At 65.0% G+C, this 14,630-nt stretch carries 16 protein-coding genes; 14 read left to right on the forward strand and 2 right to left on the reverse strand.

Annotated elements, in window-relative coordinates; all coding sequences use genetic code 11:
* The first annotated feature begins 34 nt into the window (after positions 1-34).
* Positions 35-1,096, forward strand: a complete 1,062-nt coding sequence (locus tag TabM4_RS08340) for a glycosyltransferase family 4 protein (protein ID WP_434621068.1) — start codon at positions 35-37, stop codon at positions 1,094-1,096.
* Positions 1,096-1,872, forward strand: coding sequence for an inositol monophosphatase family protein (locus TabM4_RS08345; RefSeq protein WP_434621070.1), 777 nt, complete (start codon positions 1,096-1,098; stop codon positions 1,870-1,872). The genes TabM4_RS08340 and TabM4_RS08345 overlap by 1 nt, the downstream gene beginning before the upstream one ends.
* Here TabM4_RS08345 and TabM4_RS08350 read toward each other — a convergent pair.
* Positions 1,869-2,600: an FkbM family methyltransferase gene (locus tag TabM4_RS08350; protein WP_434621073.1), complete on the reverse strand. Its 732-nt coding sequence runs from the start codon at positions 2,598-2,600 to the stop codon at positions 1,869-1,871. The two genes, TabM4_RS08345 and TabM4_RS08350, sit on opposite strands and share 4 nt — an antisense overlap.
* 210 nt (positions 2,601-2,810) lie before the next feature.
* Here TabM4_RS08350 and ribA point away from each other — a divergent pair, with 210 nt between their 5' ends.
* Genes ribA through TabM4_RS08375 form a run of 5 tightly spaced genes read left to right on the forward strand, consistent with a single transcriptional unit; the run spans position 2,811 to position 6,883 of the window.
* Positions 2,811-3,923: a GTP cyclohydrolase II gene (gene ribA / locus TabM4_RS08355; RefSeq protein ID WP_434621974.1), complete on the forward strand. Its 1,113-nt coding sequence runs from the start codon at positions 2,811-2,813 to the stop codon at positions 3,921-3,923.
* On the forward strand, positions 3,920-4,861 hold the full coding sequence (locus tag TabM4_RS08360; protein WP_434621076.1) for a zinc-dependent alcohol dehydrogenase: 942 nt from the start codon (positions 3,920-3,922) through the stop codon (positions 4,859-4,861). Before ribA ends, TabM4_RS08360 begins: the two co-directional genes overlap by 4 nt.
* Before the next feature lie 18 nt (positions 4,862-4,879).
* Entirely contained in the window at positions 4,880-5,275 is a 396-nt protein-coding gene (locus TabM4_RS08365) for a 6-pyruvoyl trahydropterin synthase family protein (protein ID WP_434621079.1), read from the forward strand.
* A 3-nt stretch (positions 5,276-5,278) separates the two neighbouring features.
* Complete coding sequence (locus TabM4_RS08370) at positions 5,279-6,043, forward strand: class I SAM-dependent methyltransferase (RefSeq protein WP_434621082.1); 765 nt, start codon at positions 5,279-5,281, stop codon at positions 6,041-6,043.
* 3 nt (positions 6,044-6,046) lie between these two features.
* The gene (locus TabM4_RS08375) at positions 6,047-6,883 is read left to right on the forward strand and encodes a RibD family protein (RefSeq protein ID WP_434621085.1); all 837 of its coding nucleotides are present in this window, start codon (positions 6,047-6,049) and stop codon (positions 6,881-6,883) included.
* Positions 6,884-6,893: 10 nt separating this feature from the next.
* On the opposite strand, the gene TabM4_RS08380 is transcribed toward TabM4_RS08375, so the two are convergent.
* Entirely contained in the window at positions 6,894-7,487 is a 594-nt protein-coding gene (locus TabM4_RS08380; protein WP_434621088.1) for a cytochrome b, read from the reverse strand.
* An 11-nt stretch (positions 7,488-7,498) separates the two neighbouring features.
* Here TabM4_RS08380 and TabM4_RS08385 point away from each other — a divergent pair, with 11 nt between their 5' ends.
* The 7 genes from TabM4_RS08385 to TabM4_RS08415 all read left to right on the forward strand — a co-directional run bounded on the left by TabM4_RS08385 (position 7,499) and on the right by TabM4_RS08415 (position 14,604).
* On the forward strand, positions 7,499-8,179 hold the full coding sequence (locus tag TabM4_RS08385; RefSeq protein ID WP_434621091.1) for a CDP-alcohol phosphatidyltransferase family protein: 681 nt from the start codon (positions 7,499-7,501) through the stop codon (positions 8,177-8,179).
* Entirely contained in the window at positions 8,176-9,801 is a 1,626-nt protein-coding gene (locus TabM4_RS08390) for a sulfatase (protein WP_434621094.1), read from the forward strand. Before TabM4_RS08385 ends, TabM4_RS08390 begins: the two co-directional genes overlap by 4 nt.
* Positions 9,798-10,742 (forward strand): lysylphosphatidylglycerol synthase transmembrane domain-containing protein, encoded by a 945-nt coding sequence (locus TabM4_RS08395; protein WP_434621097.1) that lies wholly within the window; start codon positions 9,798-9,800, stop codon positions 10,740-10,742. Before TabM4_RS08390 ends, TabM4_RS08395 begins: the two co-directional genes overlap by 4 nt.
* A 183-nt stretch (positions 10,743-10,925) precedes the next feature.
* Complete coding sequence (locus tag TabM4_RS08400) at positions 10,926-11,555, forward strand: TetR/AcrR family transcriptional regulator (RefSeq protein ID WP_434621100.1); 630 nt, start codon at positions 10,926-10,928, stop codon at positions 11,553-11,555.
* Between the two features lie 33 nt (positions 11,556-11,588).
* Entirely contained in the window at positions 11,589-12,722 is a 1,134-nt protein-coding gene (locus TabM4_RS08405; RefSeq protein WP_434621103.1) for a hypothetical protein, read from the forward strand.
* Positions 12,723-12,794: 72 nt separating this feature from the next.
* Positions 12,795-13,295 carry a TRAP transporter small permease subunit gene (locus tag TabM4_RS08410; protein ID WP_434621106.1) on the forward strand — a complete coding sequence of 167 codons (501 nt, stop codon included), beginning with the start codon at positions 12,795-12,797 and terminating at the stop codon, positions 13,293-13,295.
* Positions 13,279-14,604 (forward strand): TRAP transporter large permease, encoded by a 1,326-nt coding sequence (locus TabM4_RS08415; protein ID WP_434621109.1) that lies wholly within the window; start codon positions 13,279-13,281, stop codon positions 14,602-14,604. Before TabM4_RS08410 ends, TabM4_RS08415 begins: the two co-directional genes overlap by 17 nt.
* The last annotated feature ends 26 nt before the right edge of the window (positions 14,605-14,630 follow it).

The following is a 14,630-nucleotide window of genomic DNA, read 5'->3' on the forward strand; positions in this document are numbered from 1 at the left end:
GGGGCCTTACGCCACCACTTCCGAGGACAGCCGGATGAGTTTTCAGATCGCCTTTGCCGTTCCGGGTGCCCTGAACACCCAGACGGGGGGCAGTTTCTATGATCGGCGTCTGGTGGAATGCCTGCGCGAGCAGGGGCATCAAGTTGCGGTGCTGACTTTGCCTGAGGGGTTCCCGTTTCCGTCAGCAGAGGCCGAGGCACAGGCGTTGGATGCGCTTCGGTCCGTGCCTGCGGGCGTGCCCCTGATCGTGGACGGCCTCGCCTTTGGTGCGCTTCCCACGGCGGCATTGGCGGGTGTTGAGGCGGAGATCGTCGCGCTGGTGCATCATCCGCTGGCCCTTGAGACCGGCCTGGACCCCGCCGAGGCAGAACGCCTCCTTCGGCAGGAGCGGGAGAATTTGCGGCATGCGCGCCATGTTCTTGTGCCAAGCCCGCACACGAAACGGGTTCTGGCATCGCGATATGATGTGGCCGAGCACAGGGTTACGGTTCTGGAGCCGGGGATCGACCGTCCGGAGCCGGTCGGGCGTAGGGTGCCCCTTGATCCGCCGCTGATCCTTTCGGTCGGGCTGCTGCATCCGCGCAAGGGGCATGACGTCCTGATCGAGGCGCTGGCGCGGGTGGTGGACCTGCCATGGCAGGCGGTGATCGCGGGGACGCCATGGGATGCCGAGCATGTGGCGGCGCTGCGGATGCGCCTCGACGATCCTGCGCTTGCAAGGCGGGTCCGGTTGGCCGGGTCGGTGCCGGCAGAGGAAAGGGACGCACTCTATCGTCAGGCAAGTCTCTTCGCGCTTGCGACGCGATACGAGGGATATGGTATCGTGTTCAACGAGGCGCTTATTCATGGTCTTCCCATCCTGTCCTGCCGGACGGGGGCGGTGCCGGATACCGTGCCACCGGGAGCAGGCCTCTTGGTGCCGCCGGATGATCCCGAGGCGTTGGCAGTGGTGCTGCGGCAGGTTCTGGGGGATGTCGGGCTGCGGGCGGCGATGGCAGCGGCGGCCGAACGGGCAGGGGAAGCACTGCCGTCATGGTGGGATGTGGCAGGGCGTGCCGCGCAGGTTCTGCGGCGATTTCAGGGGAAGGCGGCGTGATGGTCCGGTCGGATGATCTGGCGCGTGCGGTTGCGGCCGCACAGGAGGCGGGGGAGATCCTGCTTTCCCACTACCAAGCCCGCGACCGGCTGGCAGTCAGCAACAAGCGCGCGGGCGATTTCGTTTCGGAGGCCGATCTTGCCGCCGAGGCGCATTTGCGGCAGCGCCTGCAGCAGGAAGGGGATGGCTGGCTGGGCGAGGAGACCGCACCGCAGGACGGGGGGCGCCGCTGGGTTGTCGATCCTCTGGACGGGACCACGAATTTCCTGCGCGGAATTCCGCATTGGTGCGTCTCGGTCGGGTTGGAGGTTGCCGGGCGGCCCGTGCTGGGCGTGGTGCATGATCCGTTGCGGGAGGAAACTTTCGCCGCAGCGCCGGGGCAGGGGCTGCGTCTGAACGGGGAAGCGGCAGGGGTGGCGGAGACCGGGGACCTTGCATCCGCGCTTTTCGGGACGGGCATCCCCTTCGGGGGCATGGACCATATCGGCGAACATGCGGCCGATATCGCGCGACTGATGCCGCATTGCGCGGGGGTGCGACGGATGGGGGCAGCGGCGCTTGATCTGGCATGGGTTGCGTCCGGGCGCTTGGACGGGTTCTGGGAACGCAGGCTGCGTCCCTGGGACATAGCGGCAGGACTGGCGTTGCTGGAGGCATCCGGGGCGGTTGTGGAAGGCATCGCGCCGGGAGAAGAACCTTGGCAAAGCGGCACTGTGTTGACGGCGGCACCTGCCATCTTCGTACCCTTTGCGGCGCTGATCCGGAATGTTGCTTAGGTCTTGGGCAGGCGGGCATAGAGATCGCCGGAGCGCGCATCCCGTGGCAGGCTGCGCAGCCAGTCCTGCGTGGTCCCCCCATCGCGCCAGTCAGGCCAGAGGAAGCGGCCATCCTCGCCCTGAACCGGGTTGAACCGATAGGGGCCCAGGGTCATCAGATGATTGATGACCTCATGGGTCGCGTCGGGCATGGCGGGCAGGTATTCGACCGAGAGGAGTGGGACCGGACTGCTGAGACCCGAAAGGACGGCGAGTTCGAAGCCTTCGACATCGATTTTCACATAGGCGGGCATCCCGTACTGGGCGATAAGTCGGTCAAGCGTGGTGACGCGGACCTGTTGCCGCCGGTCCCAGCGGACATGCCCGAAGCCCGGTGCCCTGACCGCCGCGTCGGCAAATCCCGGCTGGAGCGATGAGACCGTCGGATGCAGCGTAGAGACGGCCATTTCCGCCACCGTTTCCTTAGGGCCGAGCGCGGCCTCTACCAGCGTGATGTCACGCGGGAGGCTGTGGCGTAGAAAAGTGGAAAAGGGGCTCTGTGGTTCGATGGCTATGACGCGCGCCCCGGCGGCACGCATGGCCCTTGCGCGCGTTCCGACATGGGCACCGACGTCGAGGGCCAGATCGCCGCGTGAGAGCAGGCTGCGATAGAAACGTCGCAGCGGAATGCTGCGCACCGGATTGTTGTAGATCACCAATGATCGCGCAAGGCCGAGCCAGACACGCAAGTTCCGCTTCTCCCTTGCCATTCCCAGTGAAGATCATAGCCCGGTCCTTCGCGGGTAAAGTTGCGAATGGCAGCCTTACGGAAATGTGATCGACAGTGCCGAACTCCTGACGCATCGCGGGCTGTGGGACATCTTGCCCTGCGGGGGGGCGGACTAGATCACCAAGGCTGACAAGAGGTTGGGAAGATCATGACGGTTCTACACCGCGCCATGGAGCGGGAGGGATATTCGGGAACCCGCTGGGACGATGCACTTCTTCCGGGGCCGTTGGAGCGGGTGGCGCGGGCAAGGGCGGACCTACGGCTTGGGCTTCCCGTGGTCCTATCCGACGCAGGGCAGGGTTGGTTGGTGATGGCGGTGGAGGGGCTTACGGAGGCTCGGTTCGCCGCTGCGCAGGGTTTCGGGGCGGCGGTGCTGATCCTTTCTGCTGCGCGGCTTGATGCTTTGGGATGGAAGGAGTCGGGAAAGGGTGCAGCCCTGCCTGTGGCAGGGCTGACGCTTTGGCAGATACGGGGCTATGCGGATCCTGTAGCTGTCGCCGGTATTCCGGATGAGCCTCCTGAGCGGGTGGATGTTGCACAGAGTGTGGTGGAGACAGCCATTCTGCTGGCCAAGGGGGCACAACTCCTTCCGGCGGTTGTGGCGGTGCGCCTCGCCGATATGTCGCTGGCGCGGGACGGGCGGGTTACGATGTTGACCTGCGCGGAAGTGGAGGCGGCAGCTATGCGCCTGTCTGACCATCACACGGTGAGTGCGGCTTCTGTGCCCTTGGCGGTGAGTGCTTTGGGGCAGGTCGAGGTGTTCCGACCCGATGATGGTGGTGCGGAACATTATGCCGTGCGGATCGGCGTGCCCGACCCCGGCGCGCCAGTTCTGGTGCGTCTGCATTCGGCCTGCTTTACCGGTGACGTGTTGGGCAGCGTGAAATGCGACTGCGGCCCGCAATTGCATGCGGCGATGGCTGCCATGGCGGCCGAAGGGTCGGGTGTTTTGCTTTATCTCAATCAGGAGGGACGGGGCATCGGTCTGGCCAACAAGATGCGCGCCTATGCGTTGCAGGGTCGGGGCCTCGATACGGTCGAGGCCAACCATCAACTTGGTTTTGCCGATGATGAACGTGATTTCCGTGTGGGGGCCGAACTGCTGCAACGCTTGGGGATCTGGACGGTACGGCTCATGACGAACAACCCTGCGAAGATGGCGATGCTGCGGGCGCAGGGGATCACGGTTGTGGAGCGCGTGCCGCTGCGGGTAGGCGCAAGGGCGGAGAATGCGCGCTATCTTGCCGCCAAGGCCGCGAAATCCGGGCATCTGCTGCCATGACGGCGCATGCGCTATGGTGCGTTGCAGAGGGCCGGGCGGAATTGCAGCCTGCATCCGAGGGCACGGGTCATGCCTATCGTGCCTTGTTCTCGGGCATCAGCCGGGGAACGGAACGGCTGGTGGCCGCGGGACGTGTGCCTCCGTCGGAATTTTCGCGGATGCGTGCGCCGTTTCAGGAGGGAGAGTTCCCGTTTCCGGTAAAATACGGCTACGCGATGGTGGCCGAGGGCATGGACGGGCCATTTGCGGGACGCGCCGTCTTTTCCCTGCATCCACATCAGGACAGGTTTCGCCTGCCGGAAGCCGCTGTTCTGCCCTTGCCCGATGGCGTGCCGCCGTCGCGCGCCGTTCTTGCTGCGAACATGGAGACGGCGCTGAACATCCTATGGGACAGCGGGGCAGGGGCGGGGGATCGGATTGCCGTCGTCGGGGCCGGTGTTGTGGGGGCGCTGACGGGCTATCTGGCCGCGCGGCTGCCGGGCGCGGAGGTTGCGCTGATTGACCCACAGCCGCGGGGCGATCTGGCGCGGATGCTAGGCTGTGCCCATGCCCTGCCGGACGCGGCGGACGGGGATTGCGACGTCGTCATCCATGCCAGTGCCAGCGCGGCCGGATTGGCCCTCGCGCTGGATCTGGCCGGACCCGAGGCAGCGGTGGTGGAGGCCAGTTGGCATGGCGCAGGCGAGACGCCAGTTGCGCTGGGCGGTGCCTTTCACAGCCGTAGATTGCGGCTGATCAGTTCGCAGGTTGGGGCCCTCCCACCTGTGCGGAGGCCTCGCTGGACCTTTCGTCGCCGTCTGGAGAAGGCACTTTCGCTGCTGTCGGATCCGGTGCTTGACGCGCTGATCTCGGGCGAGACTGCCTTTGCCGACTTGCCCGCTGCCTATCCCGGCATCCTTGCCGCGCCGCAGACGCTTTGCCACCGCATCAGATACTGAACCCCGAAGGAATACTCCATGTTTGCCGTCGAAGTCCGTGACCACATCATGATCGCCCATTCGCTGCCCTCGCCTGTCTTCGGTCCGGCGCAGGGAATGCATGGTGCGACATTCACCGTCGATGCCGCTTTCTTCGCCGAGGATATCGACGGTCACGGTCTTGTCGTCGATATCGGCCTTGCGGTGGAGGCGCTGGCCGCCGTTCTGCAACCCTTGCGTTATCGCAATCTGGACGAGGTGCCAGAATTCAAGGGCAAGTTCACCACGACCGAGTTTCTGTGCGGGGTGATCCATCGCGGGATGGCCGAAAGGCTGCGCGCGGGAGAGTTGAAGGACGGGGGCCGAGTGAAGCGGCTGCGCATCACCCTGCATGAGAGCCATATGGCGCGGGCCTGGTGCGAGTGGGATATCTGACCGATGGGTTTTTCGGCCGACTGGCTGGCGTTGCGCGAACCTGCCGATCACGCGGCGAGGGATGGCGGTCTGCTGCGAGCGGCGGCGCGGGCTGCCGGTCCGAAGGCGGTGATCGTCGATCTGGGCTGCGGCACCGGATCGACGCGGCGGGCCTTTGCTTCGTCGCTGCCCGGCGCTGTGTGGCGGATGGTGGATGCGGATGCCGACCTGCTCGCGCTGGCAGGGGGAGAGGCTTTCCGCCTCGACCTCAACCGCGTGGAGGCATTGCCGTTGGAGGGGGCAGGTCTGGTGACGGCTTCTGCCCTGATCGACCTTGTCTCGGCGGACTGGCTGGATAGGTTGATCGGGCGGCTTTCCGCATTGCGCCTGCCGTTCTATGCAGCGCTCTGCTATGATGGGCGGATGGACTGGACGCCCGAAGTTGCAGGGGATGCCGAGGTGACGGAAGCCTTCAATCGCCATCAGGCGGGCGACAAGGGTTTCGGCCCGGCCCTGGGGCCACGTGCCGCAGAATACGCCGCCGAGCGGCTGCGCGCAGCGGGGTTCGTCGTTCAACTGGCAGGGTCGCCATGGGTGCTTGGGCCTGAGGAGGCAGCTTTGCAGGCGGCACTCCTGCCGGGCATCGCGGGGGCCGCGGCGGAAACGGGTGCTGCGATTGCGGAAGGGTGGTGCAGGGAGCGGTTGGCGGCCTTGCCGCAAGCGATGTGCCGGATCGGGCATGTCGATCTGCTGGCCTTGCCCGATGATTTTGCGGGCCAAGGGGAATAGGCGATGCATTCGGTCGAAGTGACGCCCAGAGTATGGGATCGACTCCTCTCCATCCGCGCGGGGCGTGGTTGCGCCTGTTGCGGGCGTTGGAGCGCGGGAGAAAGGGCCGCGCTGGACCTCTATGCGCCCTTGGCCCGGCGCGATTTGGGGCGGCAGGTGGTGGCGCAGATCGGCCAGTCGCTGGATGGTCGCGTGGCGACACATGCAGGGGATGCCCGCGATGTCTCGGGCCCCGATGGGCTGGCGCATCTGCATCGGTTGCGGGCGCTGGTCGACGGTGTGCTGATCGGGGTGCGCACGGCGCTGCATGACCGCCCGCGCCTGACGGTGCGACTGTGCCGGGGGGATAGTCCGGCGCGCATCGTCGTCGATCCACAAGGCCGGATGCCCGATGATCTGCCGCTGCTCCATGCCGATGGCGTGCGTCGGATCGTGGTGCAGGGTTGCAACCGCCCGAGGGAGAAGGGCGTGGAGGTCGTCACCCTGCCCATGCGCGACGGTCGCCTTGATCCCTGCGCGATACTGGACGCGCTTCAAGGCCTTGGGGTGCAGAGCCTGCTAGTCGAGGGCGGTGGTATTACCATTGCGCGTTTCCTTGAGGCCGGGCTTCTGAACCGTCTGCAAGTTGCCGTTTCGCCTCTGCTGATCGGGGGCGGGCCGCAGGGGATCACCCTGCAGAACCCGGTCGCCGAACTCGCGCATGCGCTGCGGCCGGAAACGCGTAACTATGCGCTTGGCCCCGAGGTCGTCTTCGACTGCGCCCTCGATGCAAGCGCAGCGCAAGCTTGGGTGCCTGTCCACGCGGCTGCGGTGGCTCCCCGTGCGGTCACGCTGCTATGAACATCTGGCATCAGCGCTGCAGGGGTGGCCAGATGCGCGACCAGATGCCATCGCGCAGGATTAGCGCGTGATGGAGTGCCGCGCCGATATGGGCAAGAAGCACCGCGATCAGCGCGTAGCCGCCGATTTCGTGGATCGTTTTCGCGACCTCTGCCAGCGTGTCGGAGCGGGGAATGAGCGTCGGCAGGCCGATCTTGTCGAGCGCCTCTATGGGAAAACCCCCTGCGCGCACCCGGACATAACCGGACAGCGGCATGACGAGAACGAGAAGGTAGAGGATGCCGTGGCTGGCATGGGCAGCGATCCGCTGCCAACCGGGCAGGGTGGCAGGCATAGGCGGGGCCGGGTTGCGCAGAGCGATGACCACGCGCAGGACCCCAAGAATCAGGAGAAGGCTTCCCACGTTCTTGTGCAGGATGAACATCGTGTTCTGCACCGCGCGTGGCCAGCCCGGCTGCACCATGGCGAGGCCCACTACGATCTTCGGAAGGATCATGATTGCCATGATCCAGTGCATTGCGCGTCGCGCCCTGCCGTATCCGTTCTTTGCCGCCGCCATGCCATCCTCCATCGGGTGTTCATATGACGATAGGGGCGCGGGCATCCTCTTCAAGCATGGGTCTACCGCGCGGGATGGTCCTTGCCGTGTCGGTTGCGGTGGCCGGAGGGCCGGGGCTGGCCTTCGGTCTGGCAGGAGCGATGGCGTCCGTGGTGGCAGGCCTTGCGGTAGCGGGATTGCTGGTGCTGGTGGCGGTCTTGCTGCCGCGTGGCTATCCGCATGATCGGCTGGGGCTGTGCAATCAGGTAACCCTTCTGCGTGCGGCGATGGTGTCGGCCCTGGCGGGCCTGCTGGCCGCCGGGTGGCATGGCTGGGTGGTCTTTCTTTTGGCGGGTGTGGCGCTTGCATTGGACGGTGTGGATGGCTGGCTTGCCCGTCGCGAAGGTCTGAGTTCGGCCTTTGGAGCGCGTTTCGACATGGAGACGGATGCGGCGCTTGCGCTGATCCTTGCCGGGCACGTCTGGATGGCGGGGATCACGGGACCGGAGATCCTTGTGCTGGGTCTGATGCGGTATCTGTTCGTGTTGGCCTTCTGGCCGTTTCCATGGCTGGCAGCCGCCTTGCCGGAGCGGTTCGGTCGGAAGGTCGTCTGCGTGGTGCAGGTCGGCGCCCTGATCCTGCTGCAGATTCCTGACCTTCCGCGCGTATTTGCTGCCCTGATCGCATGGCCTGCCATGGTCGCGCTGCTGTGGTCCTTCGGGCGGGATACGCTTTGGCTGTGGCGGAACCGCGCATGAACATGCATTGGCGCCCCTTTCTGGCGGCGGGACTTCTGCATTTGGTGCTGATCCAACCCAATCATCCAGATGCGGTTACATTGGGGGCCTTGAGGCTTTTTCCGCTTGAGTTGCCGGTACTTCTGCTGGGCTTGCCGCTGTTAGGGGATGGCAGAGGAGCGCGGGTGCTGCGGGCGGGGCTGGCGCTGATCCTGACTGCGATCATCGTCCTGAAGTTTGCGGATATCGCAATGTTCACGGCGTTCAGTCGCGGCTTCAACCCGGTGGGTGACCTGCCGCTGGCGGCGGCCGGCGTGAATCTTCTTGTCGGGTCGGTAGGGGTGGCACTTGCCACGGCTGTGGTGCTGACGGTTGTGGCGGGATTGGCGGGCGTGGTTTGGGCCCTGTGGTGGTCGATGGGGGTCTGGGCACGGCTGCCACTGTTTCCGGGCCGGGTCTGGCTGCGCCGGGCCGCGGGCAGTGTGACGGTCGCGGCGGCCGTTGCGGGGGGGCTTGAGGCCGCGTCGATCATGCAACGCTGGGAGCCGCGCTTTGACCCGCCCGGCGCGGCCTTCACGGCACGGCTGGCGGCCGAGCGTGTACGCCTGATCCGACGGACCGTGGTAGACATGGCCGCCTTCCGTCAGGCCGCAGCGCAGGACCCCTATCGGGACAGGACCGGACTGCTTGACCTGATCGACCGCGATGTCGTGGTGATCTTCATTGAAAGTTATGGGCGCGCCAGCATCGATGGCACGCTCTACGCTGACACCACGCGCGCAGTGCTGTCTGAGGCCGAGCGCAAGCTGGCCGCAAGGGGCCTCGCGATGCGAAGTGGCTATCTTGGATCGCCGACCCGTGGCGGACAAAGCTGGCTTTCCCATGCCACCTTTGCCAACGGCCTGCGGGTGAACGATCAGGTGCGCTATCAGGCGCTGCTGGCCTCTGGGCGGGAGGGGTTGTTCCACATCGCCCGGAGGGGCGGGTTCCAGACCGCGGCGGTGATGCCGGCCATAACGATGGACTGGCCCGAAGGGGAAAAGATGGGATTCGACCGCATTCTTCCCGCCTCCGATCTGGGCTATCGGGGGTTGCCCTTCAATTGGGTGACGATGCCCGACCAGTTCACGCTGGCCGCCTTCGACCGGTTGGTGGGCACCGCGCCGCGCGATGGGCGTCTGTTCGCGCAGGTCGTGCTGATTTCGTCGCATGCGCCTTGGGTGCCAGTGCCGCGTATGATCCCCTGGGAAAAGGTAGGGGATGGCAGGGTCTTTGACGCCATGGCGCAGGAAGGGGATCCGCCCAATGTTGTCTGGCAGGACCGCGACCGTGTGCGCGATCAGTACCGGCAGGCCGTCGCCTATTCACTGGAGGTGGCGCTGGACTGGGTGGCACGGGCCGGGTCGGATGGGCCACTCGTCTTTCTTCTGGGAGATCATCAGGCTGCCCGCTTCGTGGCGCAGGAAGACCGGCACGATGTGCCGCTGCATCTGATCGGCCCCCCCGCGCTGGTCGATGCGGCGGCTGGGTGGGGCTTTGCGCCCGGGTTGATCCCGCCGGAAACACTGGCCGCCCTTCCGATGGAAGAGATGCGTGACCGGATCGTTGCCGCCTACTCCTCGGAATCGGGGGGCGGGCCGTGACGCGCAAAGGGGTGGCACGGGTTCTGCTCACCGTGGTCCTGTTGGCCCTCGTCTGGCAGGCTGTTGACGGGGCGGCGGTCATGGCGCGGATGCGGACGCTCGATCCGTTCTGGCTTGCTCTCGCACTCCTGCTGCTGCTGCTCCAGACGGTTCTGTCCGCGATCCGGTGGCGGGTCACGGCGGCGCGTCTTGGGCAGCTGATGCCTATGGACCATGCGTTGCGGGAGTATTTCCTGTCCCAGACGGTCAACCTGACGCTTCCGGGCGGTGTGATCGGCGACGCGGCGCGGGCCGTGCGGGCGCGCGAAGGCGCGGGGCTGGAAAAGGCGGGGCAGGCAGTGCTGTTCGAGCGTCTGTCGGGGCAGGTGGCGCTGGTTGTGGTCACGCTAATTTCGGGCGGGCTTTCGATTCTTGTTCCCGGTGGGGTAAGTCCGCCCTTGCCCCTAATCACCGCCTTTGGAGTCCTTGCGGGTTTGGTGGTCGCTACGGGGGTGGGCCTTGGCGTGTTGGCGGCGCGGCGCCCTGCCTTGGCGCGCTGGTTTGTGGCGATGCGGTGGTCGTTGCTGCATCGTGATGTCGCTCTGTGGCAGGCGATGCTGAGCCTTGGGACGGTAGCGACCAATGTCCTTTCCTTTGCCGCCGCCTCCGCCTCGGTTGGGCTGTTCCTGCCGGCCGCGGCGGTTTTTGCGGTTGTGCCGCTTGTTCTCTTTGCGATGCTGGTGCCCTTCGCTGTCGGTGGGTGGGGGTTTCGGGAAGGAGCGGCGGTGGCCATTCTGCCGTTGGTTGGGGCACGTTCCGAGGAAGCCTTTGCGGCGAGTGCCGCCTTCGGAATCGTGTTCCTTGTGTCTTCCGTGGTCGGGCTAGCACTTTCATGGATGATCGGCCAGCGCGGCGGTCAAGAGCGGGCGGCCGGGGAACGATCCGGTCACCCAAGGCGTTGACCGTTAGAAGGGTCTTACCGCGTTCCCCGACTGGCTACTGCGCCGCGTCCTGTTCTGGGCGTGACGGGGCTTTTGGAATTTGGACTGGCCAGTTGATGGGGCGTGCGCGGCGATCGGATTTTGAGCTTTCCAGTTGACAAACCGACCAGTTGGTATGTTAATGGGGGAAACGGAGTAAAGATCATGCTGAACTCGCCGATAGACCCTCGACCTCCGGGCCGCAACGCGGATCAGATGGTCATGGTCCTGAAGAAGGCGGCGACGCGGCAGTTGATCCTGAATGGTTTCTCTGGCCTGTCCATCCAGCGGATCGTTGCTGAGGCGGGGGTTTCGAAGGGGGCCCTCTTCCACCATTTCCCGACGAAGAACCACCTGATTGCTGCCGCCTTCGCTGACCTGCTCGTCAGTTTTGAGACGGAGCTTGGCGGATTTGGCGCAAGGTTGCGGCAGGGAGAGATCGGGCGGACGCAATTCGCCCGACACGTGGTGGAGACATTCGCAAGCGACCTTTTCATCGGTTCGATGGAAATCGCGCTTGCCATCCGGGTAGAGCCGGAACTGTCGGAACTGGTCGCCGATGCGGTCCAGACCTGGCGGGCAGGGCTGAACGCATTCTGGATTGAGACTTTCGACCTCGGCCTGCCACCCGATGAGGAGCGGGTGCACTGGGCCATGGCATCGAACCTGCTGCGCGGCCACGCCTTCACGTCGACTTTCGGGGTGGAGCCGGGAGCGCGCGAGAAATTCATCCTCGGCTTCGAGGAGCTGATGTTGAGCAAGGCAGTCGTCAAGAATGCTGCCATTCAAGCCTGAAGTGGCGATACCAACACGGAGAAAATGGTGAAAATGTTGAAGATTGCTAAGCCCGCATTGCTTTCCGCGCTGTTCGCCCTGCCTGCTGGCGGGGTCAGTGCACAGGATACGGTGGTTGCCGCGACCTGGCTGCCGCCTCAGCACCAGTATTCCCGCTATCTTTATACCTATTGGGCCGAGCGTGTGCCTGTTCATGCGGGTGACAGCGTCAAGGTCGAGGTGGAACTTGGATCCGCCCGCGTCACCCCAATGGGCAACCTGCAGGAAATCGCTGACGGCATCGTGGATGCCTCTGGCCATTTCGCACAATATACCCCGTCCGACCTGCCCGTGGCGAATGCGGTGGAAGAGCTGGGCATGACCTTCGATGATCCGCGCGTGATGATCGCGGCGGCGACGGAGTTCAACGCGATGGACCCGGCGCAGCAGGCAGAATGGAAGGGGCTTGGCGTCGTCTATGCCAGTTCCTATGCAACCAATCTCTATGTCCTCATCTGCAACCGTCCCATCATCACGCTGGAGGACATGAAAGGCGCCTCGCTGCGCCTGCCCGGACGTGCGCCCGCACAATGGGCCAATGAAGCCGGGGCAACGACCGTTTCCTTCAATACCAACGAACAATATGGCGCACTGGATACCGGGGCGCTGACCTGCACGACGACCACGGCGGCCGATGCCCTGGTGCGCAACCTGCACGAGGTGGCGCAGCACATCACCGATCTTCCTGTCACGCTGTTCTGGGCGGGGCTGGGCCATGGCTACAATCCCGAAAAATGGGCAAGCCTGTCGGTGGATGCCCGCCGCGGCCTGCTGCACGCCAATGCCGATGCGATGGCCGCGCTGATCGTAGAGGGCACGTTGCAGGAAGAAGTGGCGGCGCGTGCCAAACTGGCCGAACTGGGCGTGACCTTCCATGAACCCGGCGCCGATCTCGTCGCCCATATCGACGCCTTCCGCGCGGCCCAGCCTGAGGCTGCGGTGGCCATCGTGCGCGACACCTATCAGATCGCCGAGGCCGAGGCCCTTCTGGGCCGGTTCCAGGCGACGGTGGACAAGTGGACAGCGCTTTTGGCGGATGTTCCGCAGGATGATGCCGAAGCACTGGCCAACCTGATCCGCTCCGAGGTTTATGACAAGCTCGATCTCGCGACCTACGGGCTGAACTGATGCCCCGGGCCCGGCTTTCAGCGGCCATGCCGGATGCCGGGCCTGACTGTCCCCTCAGCGGATCGGATCGCGATGATGACACGCCTTGCCCGCCTTGCGGAAACCCTTGCCTCAATTCAGGCCAATCTCGCGGGGCTGGCAGTCCTCGGGATCCTTGTGACCATTTCTCTTGATGTGCTGATGCGGGCCATGTTCCGCGCGCCGTTCAGTGCCACCTCGGAGATCGTCTCCTATTACTGGATGGTGCCCGCGGTCTTCCTGCCCCTGATGTTCCTCGAAATCTCGAAAGGCCATATCGAAACGGACCTGTTCTATCAGCATTTTCCGACGGCCATGAAACGGATCGCCCGGCTGATCGCGGGCGTCCTGACCATCGGGATCTACGGATTGCTGGCCTGGTTCACGCTGGAACAGGCCCTGCGTGCCACCGCGCAGGGCGAGGTGGCGATGGGCGTCAACCTCTTGCCGATCTGGCCGGTGCGCTGGGTGATGCCCGTGGTCTTCGCCCTCGCCACCGCGACGGCGCTGCTGGTTCTTGTGAAACGTGTGTTCGGAGATGACCCCGATGCTTGAGGCCTTTCTGCCCACCATCGCGGGCTTTGCCATCCTGCTCTTCCTGCTTGCGCTGCGGATGCCGATCGGCCTGTCGCTGATTGCCGTCGCCTTCTTCGGGATCGCGCTGGAAACCAACCTGCGCGCGGCCATCGGTTCGGTCGCGCGTCTGCCCTATGAACTTGCCACGAACTGGAGCTTTTCGGCCGTGCCGATGTTCCTGCTGATGGGGTTCATCGCATCCGAAAGCGGGCTGACGCGGGGGCTGTTCTCGGCCACCCGGATTCTATTGGCGCGGCTGCCCGGCAATCTGGCCTGCGCCAGCGTCCTGGCCAGTGCGCTTTTCGCGGCGGCCTCGGGGTCTTCGGTCGCGACGGCATCGGCCATGGCGCGGATCGCGATTCCGGAAATGCTGCGCCGTGGATATGATCAGGGCCTGGCAAGCGGGTCGGTCGCCGCCGCCGGTACCCTCGGCTCCCTGATTCCGCCCAGCATCCTGATGGTGCTCTATGGCGTCTATGCCGATGTTTCCATCGGGGCGCTGTTCCTTGCGGGTGTGCTGCCGGGCATCCTGTCGGTGATCATCTACCTGGGCATGATCGTGATCCGCTGCATCAAGGATCCGGCACTGGCCGGGCAGGGTGGCGGTGCAGAGCCCGAGGAGAGGCCGCCGCTCTGGGTCGTGTTGCGTGACATCACGCCCCTGCCGCTTCTGGCGGCGATCGTGATGGGGTCGATCTCCTTCGGACTGGCCACCCCGACGGAGGCCGGCGCTCTGGGCGCGCTGGGTGCCATCGTGATCTCGGCCCTGATGGGGACGTTCCGCCTGCCTCTGTTCCTGTCTGCGCTGCGCCAGACCGCGATCACCTTTGCCTCGATCTTCATCATCGTGATCGGTGGCGCCCTTCTGACGCGCTTCGTGGCGGTGGCCGGGCTAAACACGGCGCTGTCCGACCTTTTCGCCGACAGCGTGCTGGGGCCGATCGGGCTGATCATCCTTGTCTCGATTCTCTACATCATCCTTGGCATGTTCATCGACTCCATCGGCCTTCTGTTGCTGACGGCGCCCCTGATCCTGCCTATGGCGAATGCGGCGGGGGTCGATCTGATCTGGTTTGGCATCATCCTGATCAAGCTTCTGGAAATCGGCCTCATCACCCCGCCCGTGGGACTGAACATCTTCGTCATCCAAAGCACGATGAAGGGCGCGATCCCGATGCCCGTGATCTTTCGCGGCGTCGGCTGGTTCATCGCGATGGACCTGCTGACGCTAGTCATCCTGGTGGCCTTTCCGGCCATCACCCTCTGGCTTCCCTCCTTGATGAATTGAGTGTGCATCGTGCAGATTGTTGAGAC

The sequence above is a fragment of the Tabrizicola sp. M-4 genome (assembly GCF_051132405.1).
Taxonomy (GTDB): Bacteria; Pseudomonadota; Alphaproteobacteria; order Rhodobacterales; family Rhodobacteraceae; genus Paragemmobacter.

Coding starts and splice junctions, on each gene's coding strand:
- TabM4_RS08340 (WP_434621068.1), top strand. CDS start 35: ATGAGTTTTCAGATCGCCTTTGCCGTTCCGGGTGCCCTGAACACCCAG.
- TabM4_RS08345 (WP_434621070.1), top strand. CDS start 1,096: ATGGTCCGGTCGGATGATCTGGCGCGTGCGGTTGCGGCCGCACAGGAG.
- ribA (WP_434621974.1), top strand. CDS start 2,811: ATGGAGCGGGAGGGATATTCGGGAACCCGCTGGGACGATGCACTTCTT.
- TabM4_RS08360 (WP_434621076.1), top strand. CDS start 3,920: ATGACGGCGCATGCGCTATGGTGCGTTGCAGAGGGCCGGGCGGAATTG.
- TabM4_RS08365 (WP_434621079.1), top strand. CDS start 4,880: ATGTTTGCCGTCGAAGTCCGTGACCACATCATGATCGCCCATTCGCTG.
- TabM4_RS08370 (WP_434621082.1), top strand. CDS start 5,279: ATGGGTTTTTCGGCCGACTGGCTGGCGTTGCGCGAACCTGCCGATCAC.
- TabM4_RS08375 (WP_434621085.1), top strand. CDS start 6,047: ATGCATTCGGTCGAAGTGACGCCCAGAGTATGGGATCGACTCCTCTCC.
- TabM4_RS08380 (WP_434621088.1), bottom strand. CDS start 7,487: ATGCCCGCGCCCCTATCGTCATATGAACACCCGATGGAGGATGGCATG.
- TabM4_RS08385 (WP_434621091.1), top strand. CDS start 7,499: ATGGGTCTACCGCGCGGGATGGTCCTTGCCGTGTCGGTTGCGGTGGCC.
- TabM4_RS08390 (WP_434621094.1), top strand. CDS start 8,176: ATGAACATGCATTGGCGCCCCTTTCTGGCGGCGGGACTTCTGCATTTG.
- TabM4_RS08400 (WP_434621100.1), top strand. CDS start 10,926: ATGCTGAACTCGCCGATAGACCCTCGACCTCCGGGCCGCAACGCGGAT.
- TabM4_RS08405 (WP_434621103.1), top strand. CDS start 11,589: ATGTTGAAGATTGCTAAGCCCGCATTGCTTTCCGCGCTGTTCGCCCTG.
- TabM4_RS08410 (WP_434621106.1), top strand. CDS start 12,795: ATGATGACACGCCTTGCCCGCCTTGCGGAAACCCTTGCCTCAATTCAG.
- TabM4_RS08415 (WP_434621109.1), top strand. CDS start 13,279: ATGACCCCGATGCTTGAGGCCTTTCTGCCCACCATCGCGGGCTTTGCC.